The organism is Kiloniellales bacterium, assembly GCA_030066685.1.
In the GTDB taxonomy this organism is placed as follows: Bacteria; Pseudomonadota; Alphaproteobacteria; order Kiloniellales; family JAKSBE01; genus JAKSBE01.
The window spans coordinates 1-21722 of record JASJBF010000013.1 but is presented as its reverse complement, the minus strand read 5'-3'; the positions used below and the strand labels follow the sequence as shown (position 1 = coordinate 21722).

At 63.5% G+C, this 21722-nt stretch carries 17 protein-coding genes; 5 read left to right on the top strand and 12 right to left on the bottom strand.

All coding sequences use genetic code 11. The features are described from left to right. Nucleotides 1-37 precede the first annotated feature (37 nt). The 8 genes from QNJ30_09445 to QNJ30_09410 all read right to left on the bottom strand — a co-directional run bounded on the left by QNJ30_09445 (nt 38) and on the right by QNJ30_09410 (nt 9079). Nucleotides 38-535, bottom strand: coding sequence for a DUF523 domain-containing protein (locus QNJ30_09445; protein ID MDJ0943678.1), 498 nt, complete (start codon nt 533-535; stop codon nt 38-40). 15 nt (nt 536-550) lie between these two features. Continuing rightward, nucleotides 551-1804: a sodium:proton antiporter gene (locus QNJ30_09440; protein ID MDJ0943677.1), complete on the bottom strand. Its 1254-nt coding sequence runs from the start codon at nt 1802-1804 to the stop codon at nt 551-553. 30 nt (nt 1805-1834) lie between these two features. After that, a complete protein-coding gene (locus QNJ30_09435; GenBank protein MDJ0943676.1) occupies nt 1835-2980 on the bottom strand; it encodes an HlyD family secretion protein in 1146 nt (381 codons plus the stop codon). Further along, the gene (locus QNJ30_09430; protein MDJ0943675.1) at nt 2977-3189 is read right to left on the bottom strand and encodes a DUF1656 domain-containing protein; all 213 of its coding nucleotides are present in this window, start codon (nt 3187-3189) and stop codon (nt 2977-2979) included. Before QNJ30_09430 ends, QNJ30_09435 begins: the two co-directional genes overlap by 4 nt. A 70-nt stretch (nt 3190-3259) precedes the next feature. Further along, the gene (locus QNJ30_09425) at nt 3260-5422 is read right to left on the bottom strand and encodes an FUSC family protein (protein MDJ0943674.1); all 2163 of its coding nucleotides are present in this window, start codon (nt 5420-5422) and stop codon (nt 3260-3262) included. A 118-nt stretch (nt 5423-5540) separates the two neighbouring features. Continuing rightward, on the bottom strand, nt 5541-7508 hold the full coding sequence (locus tag QNJ30_09420) for a lytic transglycosylase domain-containing protein (protein ID MDJ0943673.1): 1968 nt from the start codon (nt 7506-7508) through the stop codon (nt 5541-5543). Between the two features lie 288 nt (nt 7509-7796). Next, nucleotides 7797-8303: a hypothetical protein gene (locus QNJ30_09415; protein MDJ0943672.1), complete on the bottom strand. Its 507-nt coding sequence runs from the start codon at nt 8301-8303 to the stop codon at nt 7797-7799. Between the two features lie 572 nt (nt 8304-8875). Next, on the bottom strand, nt 8876-9079 hold the full coding sequence (locus QNJ30_09410) for a hypothetical protein (protein MDJ0943671.1): 204 nt from the start codon (nt 9077-9079) through the stop codon (nt 8876-8878). A gap of 162 nt (nt 9080-9241) precedes the next feature. Here QNJ30_09410 and QNJ30_09405 point away from each other — a divergent pair, with 162 nt between their 5' ends. Continuing rightward, nucleotides 9242-10390 (top strand): epoxide hydrolase, encoded by a 1149-nt coding sequence (locus QNJ30_09405; protein ID MDJ0943670.1) that lies wholly within the window; start codon nt 9242-9244, stop codon nt 10388-10390. A 42-nt stretch (nt 10391-10432) separates the two neighbouring features. Here the strand turns inward: QNJ30_09405 and QNJ30_09400 are convergent, their stop codons facing one another. After that, on the bottom strand, nt 10433-10786 hold the full coding sequence (locus QNJ30_09400) for an AraC family transcriptional regulator (GenBank protein MDJ0943669.1): 354 nt from the start codon (nt 10784-10786) through the stop codon (nt 10433-10435). A 2629-nt stretch (nt 10787-13415) separates the two neighbouring features. Between QNJ30_09400 and QNJ30_09395 the strand changes: the two genes are divergently transcribed. The 4 genes from QNJ30_09395 (at nt 13416) to QNJ30_09380 (ending at nt 19072) form a co-directional block, all read left to right on the top strand. After that, the gene (locus QNJ30_09395) at nt 13416-13967 is read left to right on the top strand and encodes a hypothetical protein (protein MDJ0943668.1); all 552 of its coding nucleotides are present in this window, start codon (nt 13416-13418) and stop codon (nt 13965-13967) included. Nucleotides 13968-14050: 83 nt separating this feature from the next. Further along, nucleotides 14051-14761, top strand: a complete 711-nt coding sequence (locus tag QNJ30_09390) for a Crp/Fnr family transcriptional regulator (GenBank protein MDJ0943667.1) — start codon at nt 14051-14053, stop codon at nt 14759-14761. Nucleotides 14762-15998: 1237 nt separating this feature from the next. Further along, nucleotides 15999-17201, top strand: coding sequence for a sigma-54 dependent transcriptional regulator (locus tag QNJ30_09385; GenBank protein ID MDJ0943666.1), 1203 nt, complete (start codon nt 15999-16001; stop codon nt 17199-17201). Nucleotides 17202-17353: 152 nt separating this feature from the next. After that, nucleotides 17354-19072, top strand: coding sequence for an SPOR domain-containing protein (locus QNJ30_09380; GenBank protein MDJ0943665.1), 1719 nt, complete (start codon nt 17354-17356; stop codon nt 19070-19072). Between the two features lie 867 nt (nt 19073-19939). Here the strand turns inward: QNJ30_09380 and QNJ30_09375 are convergent. The 3 genes from QNJ30_09375 to QNJ30_09365 all read right to left on the bottom strand — a co-directional run bounded on the left by QNJ30_09375 (nt 19940) and on the right by QNJ30_09365 (nt 21610). Further along, nucleotides 19940-20407, bottom strand: coding sequence for a hypothetical protein (locus QNJ30_09375; protein MDJ0943664.1), 468 nt, complete (start codon nt 20405-20407; stop codon nt 19940-19942). A 76-nt stretch (nt 20408-20483) separates the two neighbouring features. Further along, nucleotides 20484-21194, bottom strand: coding sequence for a C39 family peptidase (locus tag QNJ30_09370; protein MDJ0943663.1), 711 nt, complete (start codon nt 21192-21194; stop codon nt 20484-20486). A 62-nt stretch (nt 21195-21256) separates the two neighbouring features. Further along, nucleotides 21257-21610 (bottom strand): hypothetical protein, encoded by a 354-nt coding sequence (locus tag QNJ30_09365; protein ID MDJ0943662.1) that lies wholly within the window; start codon nt 21608-21610, stop codon nt 21257-21259. Between the last annotated feature and the right edge of the window lie 112 nt (nt 21611-21722).

Below are 21722 nucleotides of genomic sequence, written 5' to 3'. Positions count from 1 at the left end.
GTCCCTTTGCCGGGGAGTATAGGCAGGGACGCCGCGGTTATGAACCGCCGCCGCCTTCGAGCGCCTTTGCGAGCTCCGCGATCCGCGTCTCGGCGAAGACGGCGATCCCCTCGGCCGACAGCAGCGCGGCGACCACCCCAGGGCCCGGCTTGGCGCGGCCGTCGAAGCCGCCGTCGTAGATAAAGGTCGAACCGCAGGACGGGCTTCCATCCGTCAGAAGGGCGAAACGGCAGTCGTTTCTCCTCGCGGTCTCGAGCGCCAGCCGCGCGCCCTCGAGGAAGGCCGCCGTGGCGTCCGCGCCGCCTGCCTCCAAGACGCGGGCTTTGCCCTCCAGGACGTCCCGGCCGTCGAAGCCGGCCATGATCTCGGCGGGCGGCCGCGGGGTCCCGAAACCGGCGCCGACCTCCGGGCAGATCGGCACCAGGCGTCCCTCGCCTCTCCATCGCGTCAGCAGCGCATCCCGGATCTCCTTCGCGCGGCCGTCGTAGCGGACCGGCTGGCCCAGCAGGCAGGCGCTGACGAGAATCCTGTCCATGACCTCACCGCACCGTCACGTGATCAGGCGCTTCAGCGCCTCGGGCTTGAAGATCTTGCTGATCGTCAGACCTTGGACGATGACGGAGAAGGCGACCACCGCAAAGGTCATGTAGACGATCGCACCCTTCTGCGGCACCGCCGGGATCGACAGGGCCAGCGCCAGCGCCAGCCCGCCGCGCAGCCCGCCCCAGGTCAGGAGCTTGGACAGGCCCCAGGCGTCGGCCTGGAGTGCCGGGGTGCGCGCCAGCATGCTGACCGGCAGGTAGACGCTCACCAGGCGCGCGATCAGGCAGACCAGGATCGCGGAGAGACCGGCTGGAAAGCTCTCGACCGGATAGACCAGCACGACGGTCAGCCCGATGAGCACGAAGAGCAGGGCGTTCAAGGTCTCGTCGATGCCGTGCCAGAAGTCGCGGACCAGCCGGTGCACGCCCCCGGCCTCGGCGGGTTCGCTGACGTTGCCGATCACCAGGCCGGTCACGACCGCGGCGATGGGTCCGGAGACCTCGACCGCCTCGGCCAGCGCATAGCTCAAGGCGACGATGCCCAAGGTGATCAGGAGATGGGTGCCGTAGTCCCGGGACCGCACCAGCATCCAGCGCATCAGGCCGGCGGCGCCGAGGCCGAGCGCGACGCCGCCCAGCACCTCGCGCAGGAATAGGACCACCGCATCGGCGAAGGTCGGCTGTTCCGGGCTCACGGCGATCGCCAGGCACATGGTGAAGAGCACGACCCCCACGCCGTCGTTGAAGAGGGACTCGCCGCCGATGATCGCCTCGAGCCGCTCGGGCAAACCGACCTTGCCGAGGATGGCCAGCGCGGCGATGGGGTCGGTCGGCGAGATCAGGGCGCCGAAGAGGAAGGCGTAGATTGGCGAAATCTCGAGGCCGAAGAGGCGCGTCACGCCCCAGAGCAGCAGACCGGTCAGGATCCAGGCGATCAGGGTGCCGCCGATCGCGAGCGATCCGATCAGCCATTTCTCCTCGGCGAGGAGTCTTATCTTCACGTTGACGCTGCCGGCGAAGAGCATGAAGCAGAGGACGCCGTTCAGGAGCGTTTCGTCGAGCTTGAGCTTCGAGACCAGCGCGCGTTGCTCGTCGAGCAGATCGATGACGCCGGCGAGGTCGAGGACCCAGACCGTCAAGGACATCGCCAGCGCCAGGACCATCAGCCCGATGGTGGTCTCCAGACGGAGAAGCCTCTCGTTGACGAAGCTGAACAGGGCGGTCAGCCCCAGGAGGACGGCAAGCGTGACGAAGAGATCCACAGGCTCAGGCCTCCCCCTCGAACCGCGGCCCTACTGCAACGGCCTGGGCGCGGCGGGCACCGAGCCATCGCTGTCGGTTCCGGCCGTCCCGGTCATCACCAGGACGGAGGCTGTGGTGCCCACCCGCAGGTCGACCCCCTCGGGCAGCTCGTCGATGTGGACTCGCACCGGCACTCGCTGGGCCAGGCGGATCCACTCGAAGGTCGGGCTGACGTTGGGCAGCAGCTCGTAGCCGGCGCTGCCGTCGGCCTGGGCGATGCCCCAGCCGAGGCTGTGGACGCGGCCCTGCAGCGGCTTGTCGGGATAGCTCATGAGGGTGACGATGGCGCGGTCGCCCGCGCGGATGCCCTCGATGTAGTTCTCCTTGAAGAAGCCGTGGACCCAGAAGCTGTCGACGTCGACCAGTGCCAGGGCCGGCTTGTTCGTGACGGCCTGGTCGCCGAGGCGCAGGTCGAGGTTGGTGACGTAGCCGTCGACCGGGGCTACGACCTTGGTGAACTCCAGGTTGAGCTCGGCGGTCTCGACCTCCGCCTTGGCCGCGCGCAGGCGCGCGTTGTCTTCGCCCGGCGCCCCGAGATCGGCCTGGGCCTCGGCGAGATCAGCTTCGGCCTGGAGCTTCTGGGCGCGCGCCTGGTTCCTGTTCTCCACCGCGTTGTCCCGCGCCCCCACGGCGGAATCGAAGTCCGCGATCGCTTCGTCCCGGCGGCGCTTGGTGACGTTGCCCTGCTTGAGCAGTATCTCGGCGCGGTCGACGTCGATCTTGGTGCGTTCGACTTCGGCCTCGTTCTTCCGGATCGTCGCCTCGGCCGCCTTGATGAGCGCGCCGTACTGCTCGACCGTCGCCTCGGCCGCCGTGACGTTCTTCTCCAGGGCCGAAATCTGGTCGCGCGTCCGGTCGAGCTTGGCCTTGGCCAGCGCCAGGTCCGCCGCGAAGGTCCGCGGGTCGATCTCGAACAGCAGGTCGCCCGCCTTGACGAACTGGTTGTCCTCGATCGGCAGCCGGACGATCGGACCCGAGATCCGCGGGGTGATCTGAACGACCTGGGCGCGGACCTGGCCGTCGCGGGTCCAGGGGTTGACGATGTAGTCCCAGTACTTGACGGCGACCACGGCGACCGCGACCAGGACCACGGCGCTCGTGAGCAGAACTTTCGCAACGGTGCTCAGCGCCTTCATGACGGGATCACATAGGTGCCAATGACGCCGGTGTATATGACGGCCAGCGCGAGGAAGACCAAGGGCGGATAGAAGAAGAAGCGGGACAGGCGGTAGCGATTGAGCAGGTAGGCCGTCAGCACGGCCGCCACCACGCCGAGGAAGCCGGCGATCAGCAGGGGCGGGAAGTAGACGCCGCCGATGGCGAACTCGCTGGGTATGAAGGTCATGCCTGCTCTCTCATCTCGTTCTCTCGGCTCGCACGCCACGGTACCATAGTGCGCCTCCCGGGTTCCGGCTTCAGAACCTGGCCTCGCGCCACCGCGCCCAGTCGACCGTCTCGGCGACCCTGATGAAGCCGATGCCGGATTCCGAGAGGCCGCGAAGTCCGCCGAGATAGCGGAAGAAGTTCTCGAAGTCGCGGGCGCTCAGCGCAGCGGTCTCGGCCTGGCCGTAGGCCTCGTCGATCCGGGCGTCTAGCCTGGCCATGCGTGCGGCAAGGCGTCCCTCCATGTCGAGCTCCTGAGCCGTCGCCGCCACCGGATCGTCGGCCCAGAGGCGCAGCTGCTCCTGGGCGACTTGGCGCCAAGCCCGCAGTTCTTCCTGGAACTGCCGAACCAGCGACTCCGAATGCGGAAGCTCGCGGGCCTGCAAGAGCTCTTCGATCCGATAGGCGACCGCCTGCATGTTGAGGGCCAAGGCCTGGACCTTCTCGGGCGTGTCATTGGGCAACAGCGCGTAGTCGATCTGCCGACCCAGGGCTTCCAGCTTTCTCGGCAGCGCCAGGAGGTCGCGGCTGTAGAGCGCCGTCTTCCAACGGACCGCCCAGCCCCTTGCCTGGTCCCTGTCGAGGGCGAGGCGCGACAGCATGAAGTCCGCCTGTCGGAGAAAACGGCGGAACAGGCGCAGGAAGGCCTTCTCCGGTCGCGGCGACGTCGGAAAGTAGGACGTCGCAATCGCCAGCGTGAGCGACAGCAGGATCGTCGCCGAGGTGTTCAGATAGCTCGCGAAGTCGTAGCTCTGCTGATTGTCGATGGCGATCAGGACATTGACCAGCGCCAAGAGGACGCTGCGGACGAGCCGCAGGTGCGGTGCCCAGCAGAGATAGAAGATCGCGAAGGTCGCGCAGAAGATCATCGCGCCGAGCTGCGTGTAGCCCGAGAGCTGCGGCATGACGAAGATGTAGAGCGCGCCGCCGAACAGGATGCCAAAAAGGAAACCGGGCGGCAGCACGGTCACTCTCTGGCGCGCGAGCGCGGCAATCATCGTCCACTGAGTCGCCATGAAGACAAACAGCGCGCCTTGCGGCGGGTCGACGTAGATCCAGATCAGAAAACCGATCCAAAGCGTCGCCACGACCGTCGCTGCGGCGCCGAGCCGATCCGGATCGATCTGGATCCCTTTCCCTGGCAGAGCCTCCGCCGAGGGCTCCCTTGCCTGGCTGCCATGGCCCCTCATGTCTCTCACGGTGTCGAGCAGGTGGCGGGACAGCGTCTCCAGGCGATCGAGGCGGGCCTTGGCGAGCGCCCCTGCTGCCCTTTGAAAATGGCCGAGGGCATGGGCCTCGTCGCGGTCAACTTGCAGGGTGACGGCGTCGAACGAGCGCGTCGGCGTCTCTCCGGCCAGCAGGCGACGGATCTCAAGGAAGCGCGCCTCCAGCTCGGCGCAGAATGCCTCCAGGTTCGGCAGAGGTCTGTTCAGCTCGACGTCCTGAAGCTCGGGAAAGGTCTCGCGCCATTGCTCGAGCGTTTCCATGACTTCGCTCGACAACTGCCGCAAGCGCCGCCATTGCCGGCGCAGCTCCCAGACCTCGTAGCTGTCCGTCTCGGCGGCATCGAGGGCCTGTCTGAAGCGGGCCGCGAGCTGGACCTCGCGCAGCCGCAGCGGCCGGCTGTCCTCCGCCTCGCCCTGGCCGGCCATCAAGGCGCGATAGCTTCGGAAGAGTTCCTCCTGGGCCGCGGCTAGATCGCGGCTGGCCGCTTCGAGTGCGCCCCGGCTGTCCTGCGGCCAGATAAAGGCGGAAACCAGCGAGTATACCAGGATCCCCATGCCGGTTTCCTCGACGCGCGCGACCGTGATCCGGAAGGCCTGCAGCGAGTCGGCCGGCGTCGTATCGATGATAATGACCAGGGTCGTGAAGGCGCTGACGAACCAGAAGTAGCTGTAGCGATCGCCTGTCAGCATGTAGACGCAGAAGCCGACGTAGAGCGACAGGCCAGCGATCATGGCCCAGCGCTCCTGCGGAAACAGGGCGATGAAAGTCAGGGCGGCGGCCCCGGCCACCAGGGTGCCGAGCATCCGCATCGCGGCCTTGTTGAGCGACGCACCCGCCGTATCGAGGCTGATCATGGCCACCGCGAAGCCGGCCCAGAAGGGCTTCTCCCAGCCGAGATAGAGGGCGATCGCATAGGCAATCACCATCGCCAGGGCGGTCTTGATCGACTCCTTGACGCGTGTCGACAACAAACGCGGTGACCCCTATCCGGCCTACGACTGCCCGACCAGGCTGCCCAGCGGCCACAGGCATCGTAACGCGGTGATCGCAAGCCGCAATTGCTCCGGCAATCTAGAGGCAGTTCCCCTAGTTGACCGAATTGGCGCGCGGTGAGAGCAGGTCGCTGCGGCGGGTCGAGCCGTCGAGGAGGCGGTAGACCTCGATGGTCTCGATGATGCGCTGGACGTAGTTGCGGGTCTCGGCGAAGGGGATGCTTTCGATCCAGTCGATCATCTCCGCCTCGGTGGGCCCCGGGGGGCCGAAGCGGTCGATCCATTTCGAGACGTTGTGGGGCCCGCCGTTGTAGGCCGCGAGCGCCAGGGGCAGCGAGCCGTCGAAGCGCTCGAGCATCTGGGTCAGATAGGCGGTGCCCAGGCGCATGTTGTAGTCCGGCTGGCTGGTCAGCTTGCTGCGCGCGAAGGACAGACCCTCGCGCCGCGCGGTCTGGCGCGCCGTGGCCGGCATCAGCTGCATCAGGCCGCGGGCGCCGGCATGGCTCACCGCCCTGGTGTAGAAGCCACTCTCCTGGCGGATCACCGCGTGCACCAGGTCGGGATCGAGGCGGTGGCGGACCTTCGGCAGGCCGCCGCCACGCGGGAACAATCGGTCGGTCAGCACCACGCCCTGATTGCGCAGCCGCCGCGCGATCTGCAGCGCCAGGTCGGGGCGGCCGATCGAGCGTGCCAGGTCGGCGACCAGGAGCTTGTCTTCCAGGTCCTCGGCCTTGCGCTCCAGGGCGGCGACGAAGGCCCGGGCCAGCTCGAGCTGGCCGGCCCCGGCCAGGAGGCGCGCCGCCCGCGCGAGCTCGCTCTGCTCGAAGGCGGCGGAGCGCACCGGCGACGGCCGGCGCGCCGGGCTCCCCAGCTCGGGTGTGCGGCCCAGCTGCCGGGCGGCGAGCTGGCCATAGAAGGTCGTGCCGTGGCGCGCCGCGGCCCGGTTGTAGACCTCGGCGTCCTGGGGCCGGCCGGCGGCCGCGGCGGCCCGGGCCGACCAATAGGCGCCGCGCGCCGCGCTGACCGGGGTCGAGACCTTGGCCGACATGCGCCGGAAGTGCGCCAGCGCGACCTCCGGCCGCTCCAGGGACCTGAGCGCGACCCAGCCGGCCAGCCATTCAGCCTCGGCGAAGCCCCGCCCGTCCTCCTGGCCGTGGGCGAGCAGGAGCCGATAGGCCTTGTCCGGGGCGTCCTCCTCGAGCAGCCGGCGCGCTGTCCAGTGGCGCAGCCGCCACCAGCGCTTGGACAGGGGGATCGCGGCGGCGCTGTGGTCGAGCAGGGTGAAGACCGCCCAGGGCCGCTTCTCCCGCCGCAGGCGGCGGGCCGCCTCGTAGCGCAGCGCCGGCGCGGTCTTGAAGGCCGCGGGCACCTGGGCGACCGCGGCCTCCAGGTCGATCTGGCCGGCGGCCAGCCGGTTCAGGGCCAGGACGAAGGCCGGATAGTCGCCGCCCAGGCGCACCGCCTGTCGAGTCGCGTCGCTCCAGCGCCGGGCCCGGACCAGGCGCTCAAAGCGCGCCCTCTCGTCGACCGGACGCAGGAAGCGGCCGAAGCGCTGGAGGAAGGGACCCTGCTGGATGTAGGGCAGATCGTCGTCGATCCAGAGCCGGCGCACCGCCGCCACCAGCTCTTCGCCGCGCCCCTGGGTGTAGAGCGTCCGGACCCGCCGCAGCTTGCCCTCGTAGGTCACCGGCGGATGGCGCGCGAGCCAGGCCAGGACCCGGGCCTCGCTCCAGTCCGCGGGCAGGTCCCGCTCGGCCGCGGACTGCACCGCCCCGCGGCTCGGCCAGTCAGGGTTGTCCTCGAGGAAGCGGTCGGCGAGCACGAAGGGGCCTTCGGCGTCGTCGCGGGTCAGAAACCGCCAGGTGACCAGCTTGCGGGCGAGGGGATCGCCAAGCTTGGCGGCCAGGAGATCGGCCCGCCGCTCGTCGCCCCGGGCCGCGGCCGCGAGGGCCAGCGACAGGGGATGCTCGGGCCGGGGCGCGGTCTGTGCACCGGCGGAGCCGGTCATCGCCAGAACCGCGATCACGGCCGCGGCGAGCCGTCGCGTCATGCTTCCGGACATTCGATCCCTGCCATTCGACACGCCCTCGCCCCGCCGCCCGGGCGACCTCTGGATAATAGGTGCTGGCCGGCCGGAAACAAAGGGGACGGGCTGGCAAAAGCCGAAGATTCCCGGGGCCGCGAAAACCTGGAGGCTCCTGGAGCTGAAGGGCTCGGCCGCCCGAGTGCATACAGGAACAAATACCTATATAGCGGGCCGCTAAGGGTCCGAGGGCTCGGGGCCCGGCGCCCGGCAAGGCGAGCGGCGGAGTCCGAGCCTCGTACCACAAGGATCGCCGGCAGGCGGCGGCTACTGAGCCCGGGCTTCGGCCAAGCGGCCGGTGATCGCGTCGAGCTGCTCGAGCACGCTTTTGGTCGCACGATCGGTGATCTTTCCGCTCGCCGGCTGCTGGTACCGCCGCACCACGAGGGAAGAGCCGGTCCAGACCGTGATCGGCAGAACTTCCAGGCGCGACATGGCCGCGTTGATCAAGGGATCCTCCGTTGCGATGTTTTTCTTGCCGAGGGCACCATTGATGCGGACCAGCGTATGGATGGCGCAGAGAGAGGTGTTGGGGATAGTCTGCGCAGCCACGTCGACCTTCACGCGGGCGAACCTGTTGGCGTTCTCCTTGATGCCCAACTGCCCGAGCTTCGTTCGGAGATGGTCTTGAAAGAGCTTGGGGTCGGTGATGCCGCAGTCCTTGGCGCTGTCCATCAAGACGACGTCGATCGCCCGGAAGTACTGTATTTCCTTGGCGACGGGATCGGCCAAAGCCGGCTGCGCCACCACGACCGCCAGAACGACGGCCAGCATTCTCCACATTTCCTTCTCCTCCCTCGGTCTCTTTGGTCACGCGCCCAGAACGTCGGGCGCGCCGGTCGTAGTCAAATGCTCCTGATCGCTTCGGATGGGAACCCGGCCGAGACGCGTCCGGCCTTCGGCTTGCCCGGGCCGGCGGCTTCGAGGGCGAGGCGGCCCTCCGCGTCTTCGAGCGGCCCTTAGGCCGCCTCCCGGCAGGCTGAAGGGCCGTCGATGGCTCGACGGACAGTCGATCTCGGCGGTGGAACGGACGCCTTCAAGGGCGGTCGTCGCAGAGGCGGCAGAGAACAACGAGCAAGCAAGCAAGGTCGCCGATGTCGGCAAGTTTCGCCGGCCATCAGAGCTAACCCAAGTCATTCTCCCCCCAAAGGCCGCCGGTGCTGTCTTTGACTTTATGGCGTAACATCTTGGCGTGAATACCGTAGACAGCACAGAATCGATTTTCAACAGCGATGGGGCGGCCGGGACCGATAAGCCTTCGTCCGGCCTTTTCACTCGACGTGATCTCGGAGACCGGATCCGTCGGTGCCGGACGAGCTTGCCGTCGCGCTCCGTGTCGTGGGATTTCAATCCCCGCTCGAATGCGGGCGCGCTGCCGGCTTTGCCTTGACGATCCGATAGCCGGCCAGCTCGATCTCCTTCTCGAAGGTCAGGACGAAGACGTCGTATGCCTCGACGCCCTCGCCGCGGCCGCGGCCCCTCGGCAGGAAGCGGCTCGCCTTCCAAGCGGCGAAGGAAAGGCTGAATCTCCGCTCATCGACCTCGACCATGTCACGAGGCTATGATAAGAACAAAACACGAACAACGAACCGGCGGTAGAAAAAGGATCTCCGCTGCGCCCGAGCGAAGGCGGCGACACCACGCTCCCGTCATCCGCTTCGGAGCACCGTGATAGTCTTGCCGGGCGAGGCGACACAAACCGGGAGACCGACATGACGGGCCTTCGGCCCTTCCGCATCGAAGTGCCCGAGGCGACCCTGGCGCGGATCCGCGACAAGGTCGCCGGCTACGCCTGGCACGAGATGCCGGAAGACGGCGGCTGGGCCTACGGCACCAACCTCGACTACATGAAGGAACTCTGCGCCTATTGGCTCGAAGGCTTCGACTGGCGGGCGCAGGAGGCCGCGCTGAACCGCCTGCCGCAGTTCACCGCGCCGGTCGAAGGCCTCGACATCCACCTCATCCACGAGAGGGGCAGCGGGCCGTCGCCCCTGCCGCTGATCATCAGCCACGGCTGGCCCGGATCGGTCTTCGAGTTCGCAGAGATCATCGAGCCGCTGGCCCATCCCGAGCGCTTCGGGGGCCGCGCGGAGGATGCCTTCGACGTGGTCGCCCCGGCGCTGCCCGGCTTCGGCTTCTCGGGAAAGCCCCGACGCCCCCTGGGCCCCCGCGCGATGGCCGGCCTTTTCGCCGAGCTGATGGCCGGGGTGCTCGGCTACGACGGCTACCTCGCCCAGGGCGGCGACTGGGGCGGCGCCATCTCAAGCTGGCTGGGCTACGAGCACGCGCCGGCCTGCCGGGCCATCCACCTCAACATCATGACCATGCGCCACCCCGAGGGACCCCGTGGCGCGGAGGAAGAGGCCTGGGCCGCGCGCTTCGAGCGAGAGCAGGCGCCCGAGATGGGCTACCGCACCCAGCAGGCGACCAAGCCACAGACCCTGAGCTACGCGATGATGGACAGCCCGGTCGGCGTCGCCGCCTGGATCGTCGAGAAGTGGAACGCCTGGTCCGACACCGAAGGCGACGACATCGAGAGCGTCTACTCCAAGGACCAGATCCTGACCAACATCATGGTCTATCTGGTCACCGGGACCTTCAACACGGCGAGCTGGATCTACTACGGCCGGCGCGAGGAAGGCGGCCGCGTCCTCTCGCCCGAGGGCCGGCGGGTCGAGGTGCCGACCGGCTGCGCCCTCTTCCCGAAAGAGCTCCTGTCCTGGCCGCCGCGCAGCTACGTCGAGCGGGTCTACAACGTGACCCGCTGGACCGAGATGCCGCGCGGCGGCCACTTCGCCGCCATGGAGGAGCCGGAACTCCTGGTGGAGGACATCCGCGCCTTCGCCCGGACGCTCAGGTAGGATGGCGCTCCGCCGTCCGTCGAAGGGCGGGCGGCCGTCGTTTCACTGGCGGCGCAGGGATTCCGAGGGATACTCGCCGAAGCACTGCCGATAGACCGACGAGAAGCGGCCGAGGTGCTGGAACCCACTGTTCATGGCAATGTTGGTCACGGTCGTCGCCTTCACATCGGCGGCGAGCAGCTTCTGGTTCGCCAGCTCGAGGCGACGTTGACGGACGAAGGCCATGACGGCCTGGCCTAAGTTCATCTGAAACGACAGGCTCAGCGTTCTCTTGCTGACTCCCGCCGCGGCGGCGACGCTGTCCAGGGACAAGGGTTCCGCCAGATTGGCCATAATGAAGCGGACCGCATCGCGCAGGTGGGGCGGCAGCGCTTCTATCGGAGCGTCGGCTCGCATAGGTCATCCTCCCGAGTTCCTTCTTCCCGCATGGCTAGCCGACATAGCTCGGACACGCCTGCCATTTGGCGCCAGGAGGTTCGGAAAGGACTCGAGGGCGTCTCGAGCGGATTACCGGTCGCGAGGCGGCTGAGGGCAGGAATCGCACTCCCGCGACTGCGGGCCGATCCGAAGCGGCGATGCGCCGAAGGAAATCCGGCGTTCCGTCCGAAGGGATACCGGGCCCGGCGAGACCGTCCCGCTGCGGCGCTGCGGCGCAGCGCATGACAGGGTTCCCAGGCGCCCTTTCCCTGCAGATATGGCCCTGCCGTCCCAAACCCGCGCGGACCGGCGATCTTCGGACCTTGAAGGGGTCTGGCTCGAGCAAGGGCTCGGGACCCGATGATCCGAGCCCGCCGCTCGCCGGACGGCATACCGCCACATCAGGTCCAGGCTTCTCGCACTCCAAGGCTGGCCGCGGCTGAGCCGAGGAACCGCGCTCTGTTGCCAAGCTTTTGAGGATATTGGTAGCGGGGGAGGGACTCGAACCCCCGACAGGCGGATTATCATTCCTCCCCACGTCGACCATCAGCAGTCCAAGATTCTCGCACTTCTGGGGGTCTCAGCCCCTCAAAAGCCCGGATCAGGCCGAACAAACGGAGGAGGCGCGCGCACAAAAGTGAGCACAGTCATTTTCATTTCTTGTTCTCTCGCTGGTTTGCTGAGTGGCTCAAGGCGGCGGTTTGCTAAACCGATCAGAGCCTTCACGAAAGACCACTGTCCGTCATCAAGAATATGGAAATCTGCGCTTTTGAGCCTGGCCGGCAACAGCGCCTCAACCTTCTCTCACGCCCCTTCCCTGCATTTCGGAATCAGTTCGGGCACCAAATCCCGGGGTCAGGCACGACCACAAAGCAGCAAATAGGGCGCGCCAGAGCAGCATGCCGGGGCGCCTTGACCTTCGACCACGGGCGATCTTCGGATCCTCGAGCAAAATGACCTTCGGCAGGCACGCAATAGAGTGATCGCGCCAAAGCGGTCACATCGAGCAACTGGCTATGACCAGTAGCTTGTGTTCGAACCCAGTTCCGGTTGGAACCTGGCTGGCGGTTTCAATGGGGTGACGACAATGCCGGGTGACTGTCGCTTGCTAGTCTTGTCCGTAGTATCCATCCGGCAGAACATGTCCGCTCTGCCCTCAGGATCAAACGCCGATCTGCTCGGCGATGGTGAGAGTATTATCGACCTCGATGACGAGATACCTGACGGTGCTATCGATTTTGGGATGCCCCAGCAGCAGCTGGACCGCCCGAAGGTTTCCAGTTCGCCTGTGGATCAGCGTTGCCTCGTTTCTCCATCGCTCCATCCTCTCAAGAGTGGGAGCCTCCGGCAAATCCGGAGCGGTTCAGTGTTTGTGACGAATTCGCATTGTGCCCAATTCTCAGATGGTTGTGCCCTCGCCCCACTTGGTGAAGCTGTGTGGCACCCAGGGTTGGGTGACGATCCTCGGCAGTCTGGAAACGGATGAGTATCGGGACACGCTGCAGCAAACTGCACAGCACCAATAAATCCGGTCGATGCGACGAAAGTTGAAAGCACACCACAGGAAACGTCGGGAAGTCACCGAGATATTGGCACTGAAAGAACCGGGGCGTCTGCGGCCGGTGATCCAGGTGTTCCACTGATGCCTTTGGAACCCGTTCGATCCTCAGGACGAACAACCGGACTGATATTTGGTCCTGTCACTTTCGTGAACGCAACGGTTGAAGCCCCCGCGCAAGGTGGCTTCTGCTGCGGAGCTCTGCGGATGATTGAGCAAATTGTTTTGATCCGTGGTCCGACGGCACTCAAAGCACTCAGGCTATGCTCGGAGATTCAGACTCTGGCGTGGTAAGTTTGGAATCGTTCAATCCGGCTTAGAATAACCTGATTTATGGCCTTTTGTGGGGAACAGATAACCTAGGAATACACCAAAACTCCTATACCCGAGCACTTCCGTCACCAACTTTGACTTTGGACTTCTCTAAATTTGAATGACTGACGTAGTAGGCACCTGAAATAGGAGTTTGCCTGGTGCAATGTCAGTTATTATTCGGACCAAGGGTCTTTAGGTCCTTAGTTCACGCTTTCTATTGGTGTTCTTTCTCACACAACCGACCCCTGCAATCTATCGATATAAAATGAGCTTAGGAAGGACGAAGTGACGCTTTGATGGTGTCCCTTATTCTTTCATGCCCGCCTTGGAGTTGGTGTCTCGGATGTTCCCATCTTTTGCAAATCTCGCCGCAAGTTCCTTCAGTGTTTTCTAGGTTTCCGAGGATGGCAGTCTTGGCCAATCACTATTCGTTGTCGATGATCCCGATTGACGTATCTAGACAACGCTAATGTCCAATCATGGCTAGTTCGCCCCGTATTCTGATCGGGCACAGCAGATCAGAATACGGGGCGAACTAGCCAACTCCAAACCTGGGAGCGCGATTGCCCGAAGCTGCGTCTGTGTCGGCCGATCTGCACCCAGGTCCTGAAGTGCTCCGTCCTATCCATGAAGGCGCCAAGCTAAACCCGTTTCTGAATTCGAACGCTTGGTTTGATCCATGCACTCCGCTTGGATCTTGCCGTTGAGAGACCCACGAGCGCATTGGCGCTTGGGTTGCTGGACCATGAGAATTGCAACTTCACGCCCATGCTCCAGACCCGCAGAATGCAATTCTCGACAGCATGGCTCATGGTGATCATGCCCAACAAGTGGAAGGAGCGGCGCGCAACGCGAGGGGCAGTCGGCATCAGGGACCACGTCATGCATCGGCGCCACAAGCGCCTGCCCAAGCTGCCGCGTTGGCAGAACCGCCGCAACGACCTTATCGCGCGCTGCCGCGCGCCGGTCGAGGCGGTGTTGTTCGCCATGAAATGCATCTACGGCAAGCGTGCGCCCTATGCTACGGCCCGTCGCGCAATGCCGCCGACCTCGTCGTCTCGCCCACCGTCTACAACCGGCGCTGCGCAACCATCATCGCGCCGTGAACCACAGCCAGATGACAGCCTGTCACAGAAAACACACAAGTCCGCCACCAAAGCTGCCAAACATCCCCTTAAAACCCCTTCTGACCAGCGTTTCGCCGGGAAATCTAAAGGAAATCGGGAGCAAAGCGAAGGCGCTGAATGTCGCGAAAGCCCTTGGGACTTCGCCCCTTCCTATGCTTAGGTTTCCACCGAAGGTGGCATTGATTGATTATCCAAATTGGGGGGGTCGTGGCACAGCGGAGAATCCGCCCACCTGCGGTTCCGGTGGGTTGCCAGGAATGTCACATCAGGACAAAGACCATTTGTCAGCCTCTCGAGGGCGACCGTCTGGAGATCGTCGAGCGGTTTAAGCAGGGGGATTGCGTTCTCCCCGCGGGCAGTCACCTCTATCGCCCGGGCGAAATCTGCACAGAGCTCTTTAATCTGCTAGACGGCTGGGTGAGCCTGTACCGAATCACCGAATCTGGACGTCGCCAGATTCTCGATTTCTGCTTACCGGGCTCTTTCCTCGGCTATCAGGCTCAATTGCTTGCGCCAATGCTCCATGGCGCGGAATGCGTCACCGACGTGGCGGTGTGTGTCTTCCCCCGCCAGCAGTTCAGCGAGCTGGTCGAGAAGAACCCGTGTCTGTCGGCCCGACTGGTTCGGATGATCGCGCAGGACGTTGCCATCGCGCGTGATCACTTGACGAATGTCGGGTCCCGCACCGCCAGTGGCAAAATTTGCCACCTGCTGCTCGAATTGAGCTTGCGCCTTCGTCCCCCAGGCCCTGCGGTCGGCGACCGGGAGGTCGAGATCCCCTTGACCCAACACCACATCGCCGAAGCGTTGGGTTTGACCAGCGTCTACGTTAGTCAAACGCTGAAGCAGCTCAGGGAGCAAGAGCTGCTTCTATTTAGGCGCGGCCGGCTCAGGATTCTCGACTTCGAAGGCCTAGCCAAACTCACCGACCTTGACGATCTGCTCTGCACTTGAGTGCCTTTGTTTCCAGATAGCTTCGTAGAACTCAATTGCCTCCTTTCTGCTGGCGAACATCACGACCGTGGAGCCTGCCCGGCCTCGAAGTGATATCTTGAGGAACGCATTCGGGCTGTTCTTTGCTGAGATCTCGATACGTGTGATTTTGTCCGGGTCAAGGCGCACCTCGGAACCGGGTACCTTTATGCTCGTCATGGCTGCCCCGTTGCTCTTATTTTCTTTACAATATTGTCCGAGGCTTCGAAGTACAAGCTCACCGTGCAGTGCAGACTCTTACGCCAAACCTCTCATCTCATGCGGTTTGCATTCCCGGTTCGGTGGATCGTGTCCGCTATGCCAAGCCCGGATCTGCCTATTGCTCCTTGTCGTGCTTCAAGCGCCGTCGCCTCTTCCCTGTGTTGCGGCACCGCTATTCGAGACCGGCAATCGACGCGGCGGAAACGCTATTGACCGTTTGATCCGGGCCTCCCAGCGCCCGGTTGCCAGACACCATGGTGATTGCTCCACCCATCCCCGCGTCCGCGCTTCTCCAGTAGCCGCAGGTGACGATTGGGATCTCGCCAGGTCGCAGGCTTCGAAAACTAATTTTTTCCTAAAACTTAAGATTCTTTAATGCCGAGCCCGCTCCGCTGGCCATAATGTAAAGGTCTTGAAGATCGGGCAATGAGTGATTCCTGTGAAGACTCCAAGGTCTTGGGGGCGGTGAAATCGATTCTTATCATTCCGTGCAAAGCAAGGAATTGAGAGTCTTTTTCAAGAAGGGGAGGCACGACCAAAAGACATGATGCTTACAGCATAGACGGCCCTTTAGCGCGATCTGAATAGGTCATGGACGGCTCACGATCGTTGAGCTGCTGATGAGATCCCGTCTCTGCTCGCCAAGGCGGCAGGCGAAATCTAGTTCGAAATCCCGCGGCAATAGCTGCGTCGCACGCTCAAGGGCAAAGTTTAAGTCGAATTGGGGAATCGGAAGATTGCAGTCGCTCTCCGCGTCGGACGAGTGAGCAGAGAAATTTTCCCCGAATTTGCTGTGCCTCTCGACTTCAGCCCACGACATCCGCGTTGAGGGTCGAGATTAAATGGTCGGTTAAAGCACACGGCTCGTACTGTCATCGGACCTGATAGAGAAGAATAACTGGCATGACATAAGAGCGTTTGGACCAAGTTCGATTGATCAGGCCGTGCATTCGAAGGTGATGGTCGAGCGCTTGGCATTGAGCTGGGAGGCATTCGATTGAGCGGGCGTGGAAGCGGGCAACTCAAAGCAAGCGAAACAGGCCTTTGCCGCAGCCAGCTAGTAGCTCTTGGCGCCGAGCACCTGGCGGACATTCTCTTTGAGGAAAGTAAGACGAACAAAGCGCTGAGCAAGCGCTTGGAACAGGCCATCCCGACAGGAAAATCCACCTGGGCCAAGACCGAGGACGATGGTGATGAGCCCCACATGGTTGGCGCTAGCCCGCCAATGCAAGAGATTTTTGAGTCGATACGGCGGTTTGCAGCAACGGATGCGCCTGTCCTGATCACAGGAGAGAGCGGTACAGGAAAGGAACTGGCGGCGCTGGCGCTTCACGAGCGCTCCAAATACGGGACCGGCCCTTTCGTAGCGATTAACTGCGCAGGTGTCCCTCCAACGCTCATAGCCTCCGAACTCTTCGGTCACGAAAAGGGCGCCTTCACTGGAGCGCACCAGCGCCGAATCGGCCGGATCGAAGCGGCCCACGGTGGCACCCTTTTCTTGGATGAGATCGGCGACCTGCCTGTGGAGCTGCAACCCCACCTTCTTCGCTTTCTCCAGGAGAAGACTATCGAGCGTGTTGGGGGACATCAGTCGCTCAAGCTCGATGTCCGGGTCATCTCCGCAACCCATGAGAACTTGGAGAGACTCATCGGTGCCGACCGGTTTCGCGCCGATCTTTTCTACCGTCTCAACGTCCTGTCGATCGAGATGCCGGCACTACGCGATCGGGGTGAAGACCTGGCGCTTCTAAGCCGGTACTTCCTCCAAAGGCTCAGCCGCGAAATGAACCTGCCGCCTCTGCAGTTCGAACCGGACGCGCTCCGGGCGATAAACAATCACACCTGGCCGGGCAACGTTCGGGAACTGATCAGCAGTATCCGGCGCGCCTTGGTCATGGCCGAGGACGATCGGATCTCAGCCGCCGACCTCGGTCTTGCAAGGCAAACCGGCGAACCGGGGTCTCAGACGCCCGTGCCGGCCTTGGACGCGACACTTGAGACGATTGCAAACGGCGATCCGCTGCGACTATCGCGGGCCGGGTCGCGGGCTCGGCGGATCCTTGACGCCGGCGTGATTCGCGAAGCGTTAGAGAAAAATCACCACAACGTCAGCCACACAGCCAAGCACCTGGGCGTTTCCAGGGTCACGCTGTACCGCCACTTGCGCAAGCACAACATTCGCACGTCGCGGCACACGTAAGCGGTCCAATGCGAAACAGCAAAGCTCGAAACAGGAAAGCGTTGAAACAGCCAAAGATCACAGGGAAATCGCCTCGATCTGCATTCGGGTGACAAGTCATGTCAGCTCAAACGACTTGGCGCCCAACTTCACAAGGGGGAACGACGATGAGAATGGCAAACATTTTCGGCTCTGTGGCCGCCGCTGTTATCGCGTCAATCGTGAGCGTGGCCCAGACGTCGAGCGCCGAGGACCGGTCTCGCACAGGACAAGTGAAAGCCGAAAATTCCCCAAGCACGGGCAACACCTATCGAGTGCAGTTTGGCGCATTTTCGAGCGAGAAGGATGCCGAGCACGGGTGGAAGGCGGTAGAGGCATCAGCCAAGAACTTGCTGGGCGACCTGTCGCACGAAGTGGTCAGCGCGGGCTTTGGCCAAGAAAAGGATGTCGTCTACCGACTGCGTGCCGGGCCCCTGGCCAGCTTCGCAGCAAGCGATAAGCTCTGCTCGGAACTCAAGAACCGCGGCCTCGAATGCTTTGTGGTCAAGGTCTCGAGTAGCGCGGCAAAACCTGCCGTCACAGCCGTCGCCGGGGCTGCCGCGCAGACCTACGCCAAGCTCGAGTCCAAATCCATGGCCATGGCAACTGCCGGGCACGAGCCCGACCCCAGGACCGAGGAAATCCGACAGCTGCGGGCTGCCTATCTGGAGCAGACAAGACTGCTCAAGAAGCTGCAGCAGCGCCTCGATGCCTTGGAGTCGGGCCTGCAAAGGTCGACACAGCCTGCCGTCTACACGGTGAATTCTCCGCCTGACGGGGCCAATTCGGTGCCAACGAGCCAAGAGCCCAAACGACCGGCGCGGAGAGAAATCGCTGAACGCGATACCGAGCCGGAGCAAGCACAAAAAGAGCCGACGCCGCTAGAGGAGCAGCGCAAGCGGATAGAGCGGGAGCAAGTGCAGCCGGCGGTCCAGGCCATCGAAGACCAAAGCGGGGCATTGACCCCGGCAGGCAATTTCGTGCTGGAACCCCGTTTCGAGTACGTCAACGATCAGCGCAACCGGGTCCTTCTGGAAGGTTTCACCGTCATCCCAGCTATCTCGGTAGGCAACATCGATATACGGCAGGTTGACCGGGATACGTTGATCGGGTCGACCACTGCGCGGCTGGGCATAACCGACAGGTTCGAGGTGGACGTCAATGTCCCCTTCGTTTACCGGGAGCAGGACACGACGGCGCGGCCCGTTGGGACGGGGAGCGAAGAGGAAAGAACGGACAACTTGGACGGAAACGGTCTGGGGGATATCCAGTTTGCCGGCCATCTACAGCTCAACAGCGGCGCCGGCGGCTGGCCTTTTTTCATTGGCAATCTAAGCGCCAGGGCACCGACCGGCAAGGATCCCTTCGACGTCGATTTGGACGAAAACACTGGGCTTGAGAATGAGTTGCCGACCGGTTCCGGATTCTGGGGCATCGAACCCAGTCTCACGATGCTCTACCCCACGGATCCGGTCGTGCTCTGGGGGACAGCGGGCTACCTTTGGAACATCGAGGAGAGCAAGAATATCAAGTCCACCGGCGAAAATGTGGACATCGACCCAGGCGATGCGCTCCGCTTCAGTGTGGGCATGGGTGTTGCGCTCAACGAGAAGACCTCGTTTGGCCTTGGCTACCAGCACGACTACGTGCTCAAAACGAAGCAGGACGGAACTAAGGTCCAGAACTCGGATCTTCAGCTCGGCTCGCTTTTGCTCAGCGGTTCCTATCGCGTCAACGATTCGACATCGTTGAACCTGCAAGTGAATGCTGGCCTGACCGATGATGCGCCAGACGCCCGGGTGCTACTCCGTATGCCCATGTCGATGACCCTGCTCAGCGGCGGGTGGTTCTGATCTTTCTGGCTTGTCTGAGTGAGCGCGGAGGAAGGCGCCTTTTCTTGGCAAGCCCGAAAGGCGCGAGATGTGTTTCTTCCCGGCAAACGATGACGGGTTGGCTATGGGTCAGCGATGGCGTCTTCGGAGAACCACAGCGGTTCGGCGCTTCGCCGGCTTTCGAAGGCGTCCGATGACGCCGATAGGACAATGGCGCTTTCCCGTGCCGGCGGACGAAGGATCCGGTGCCGAGGGTGCTCGAGGCATTCGGCGTTGCACCGCGGGAGACCGCTGTTCGTCCTGAGCCAAATGCTCTGGCAGCCCGCAATCTCTCGGCGCGTCCGCGCCAAGCTTCCAAAGATAGGCTGACGGCCGAGGCTTCTCGGGGAGCCTCCGCCTGAGCGGCGGCCGAATTGAACACGAGCTGACGGTATCGATTTCCCGCAAGTACCCGGGATCAGAAGAGCTGTCCGGACACCGTGCTGTGCACGTTCGTGCTCGTGCCCTGACTTTGAGATGAGACGCCCGTCCGTCGCCCGGATCTTACTTCGTCCCAGAGAATGACGGCCGTATCCATGTTGCCGGCGTTAGAGCCTTCGAGACCCTCGCCCCGGGACTCTTCCAGTTCTCGGGCCGTCACCGGCGGCATGTCGAAAACCGCGGAGGTCTTAGCGGCCGCCACACGAAGGGGTTCCTCGGCCAGCGCCAGCCTTCCTCCCACGAGTGATACGATCGTAGCGATCAGGCAGACAAAAACACTTGGCCACAGAAGACCCGCAGCCATTCTTTGCTGTGTTCGCCGGTAAGACATCGGGCTTTTCACCTCAGCGTCGGGTTTGACCTTCCCCCTTGTCGCGTGAAGCAAGTGGGTTTCACTTGCCGAGCATGCTAGTACCCAAGCAGCGACCTTGCATCGAACGAGCGACCCATGTTCATGGTCCGGGCCGCTTGGGTGACATTGTAGAGATCGATCGACAGGGTCGCCATGTTTGAGATCGATGCGCCGTCCAGGTTGTTCTGGATCACGTTCATCAGGCCGCTTGCGGCATTGGTGAGCTCCACCGTGACGGTCCGGTCGACCACCCTGTTGATGACCCCGCTATGGTTCATCAAATCGGCCTCGGTGAAGGTGGTGATGACCGGCGTTTCGTTGTTGAACTGAGTCCTGAACGCGAGCCCGAAGTGGACTTCGAGACCGCTGGCGAACCTGAAGCCCCCTCGCAGGTCATCGAGCCGATTATCGGGGACGGGCAAGGCGCCCCCAAAGAACGCCGGAGGAAGGAGCGACACGGGTGGGCCGACTCTCTCGGTGCCGGCCTCGGCCCAAGCGCTCGTCGCCAGCACGCTGGAGACCAAGGCAAAGCAAACAGCCGAAAGAACTCTTCTGCGATTACGAGGTCTAACCATTTTGCGAACCTCTGGCTGCCAAATCTCAAAAATAATTCTGCCTCGGCAAGGTCAGGGAGAAGTAGCCGCTTTCGTCACGCATCCGCCGAACCAGGTCCACCGGCGGCTTGGCCCGCACCCGCCAGTCGCGCTCTTGGTTGAAGTGCGCGGCTGCGATCTCGTCGTCGTCGAGGATCACGAAAACGATGCCGTTCCACATCGCCTCGAAGTCCTCGCGGGGATAGACACGGTTCCCCATGGCCGGATCCGCCACCAGCACGTGATCCGCCGTCACGCCCTTGACGACGACGAAATGCATATAGCCCCTGGTGTTGATCAACGCGATCCCCGGGATCTGCGCCTCGACCAGCTTGTCGAGCGGAACCTCGTAGCCGTTGGCGCGGTAGCCCTGGGTTTCCAGGTAGTTCTTCATGTCCAGAAGTGAGAAGCCCACCTGCTGAATCTTCTCCTTGTCCCCGGCCTCGAACATGGCGGAGAACACCTCGGCCTCCTCGATCGGCCGCTCGTAGTGATAGGTCATCACCGTGGCGACCGCCGCCGCACCGCAGCTGAAGTCGTACTGCTGCTTGACGACATTCTTGAAACGGGCCTCGCGCACGCTCGCGACCTTGACGTTGAAGCTGCCGCCGGTCGATTCGATGGAAACGGAACCGGCCTTTGCCCCAGAGCCCGGGACCAGAGCAGTACAAAGAGCCACGGCGACCAAGGTGTAGAGGAAAGCTCTGCTCGACTTCATGTCCAAGCTCGCTGGGCCCGTCTGCGCCTGTGCGGATCTCCGACCGAAGGCGGGAGGGAGCCTCAAGGCGCCGGCCCGGGGTTCATCGTGATCTCAACGGCGACTGCGTTGCTCAGGATGGCGCCGTGCCCGTTGTTCTGCAGCACGTTGAACATGCCCATCGCGCCGCTGAACGCAGAATTGTCGATCGTGTTCAGGCCCATCGAGCCGTCGGCCTGAATCGTGTTGTCCTGGATCGTGAGCGGGCCCACGAGCAGCTCGTCAGGGCCCTTTGCTCTTTGGGCCTCGAGCTCCGCCGGGGAAAGGGCTTTCCATCCCGGATCCTGGTCGTCGAAGGCCTGGACCGGAACGACCGCCAAGACGACGGCGGCGATCCCAATGCCCAGACCCAACGACACTCCAAACCTATCGCTCATCTCTTCCTACCCTTCTCGCCAGGCTTGCTACCCGACGTCCTGGCATGGACCTTCAGCGAAGAGCCGGTGGGTGGCGGAAGGGCGCCACCCACCGGAGACGGACAGCAAAAGC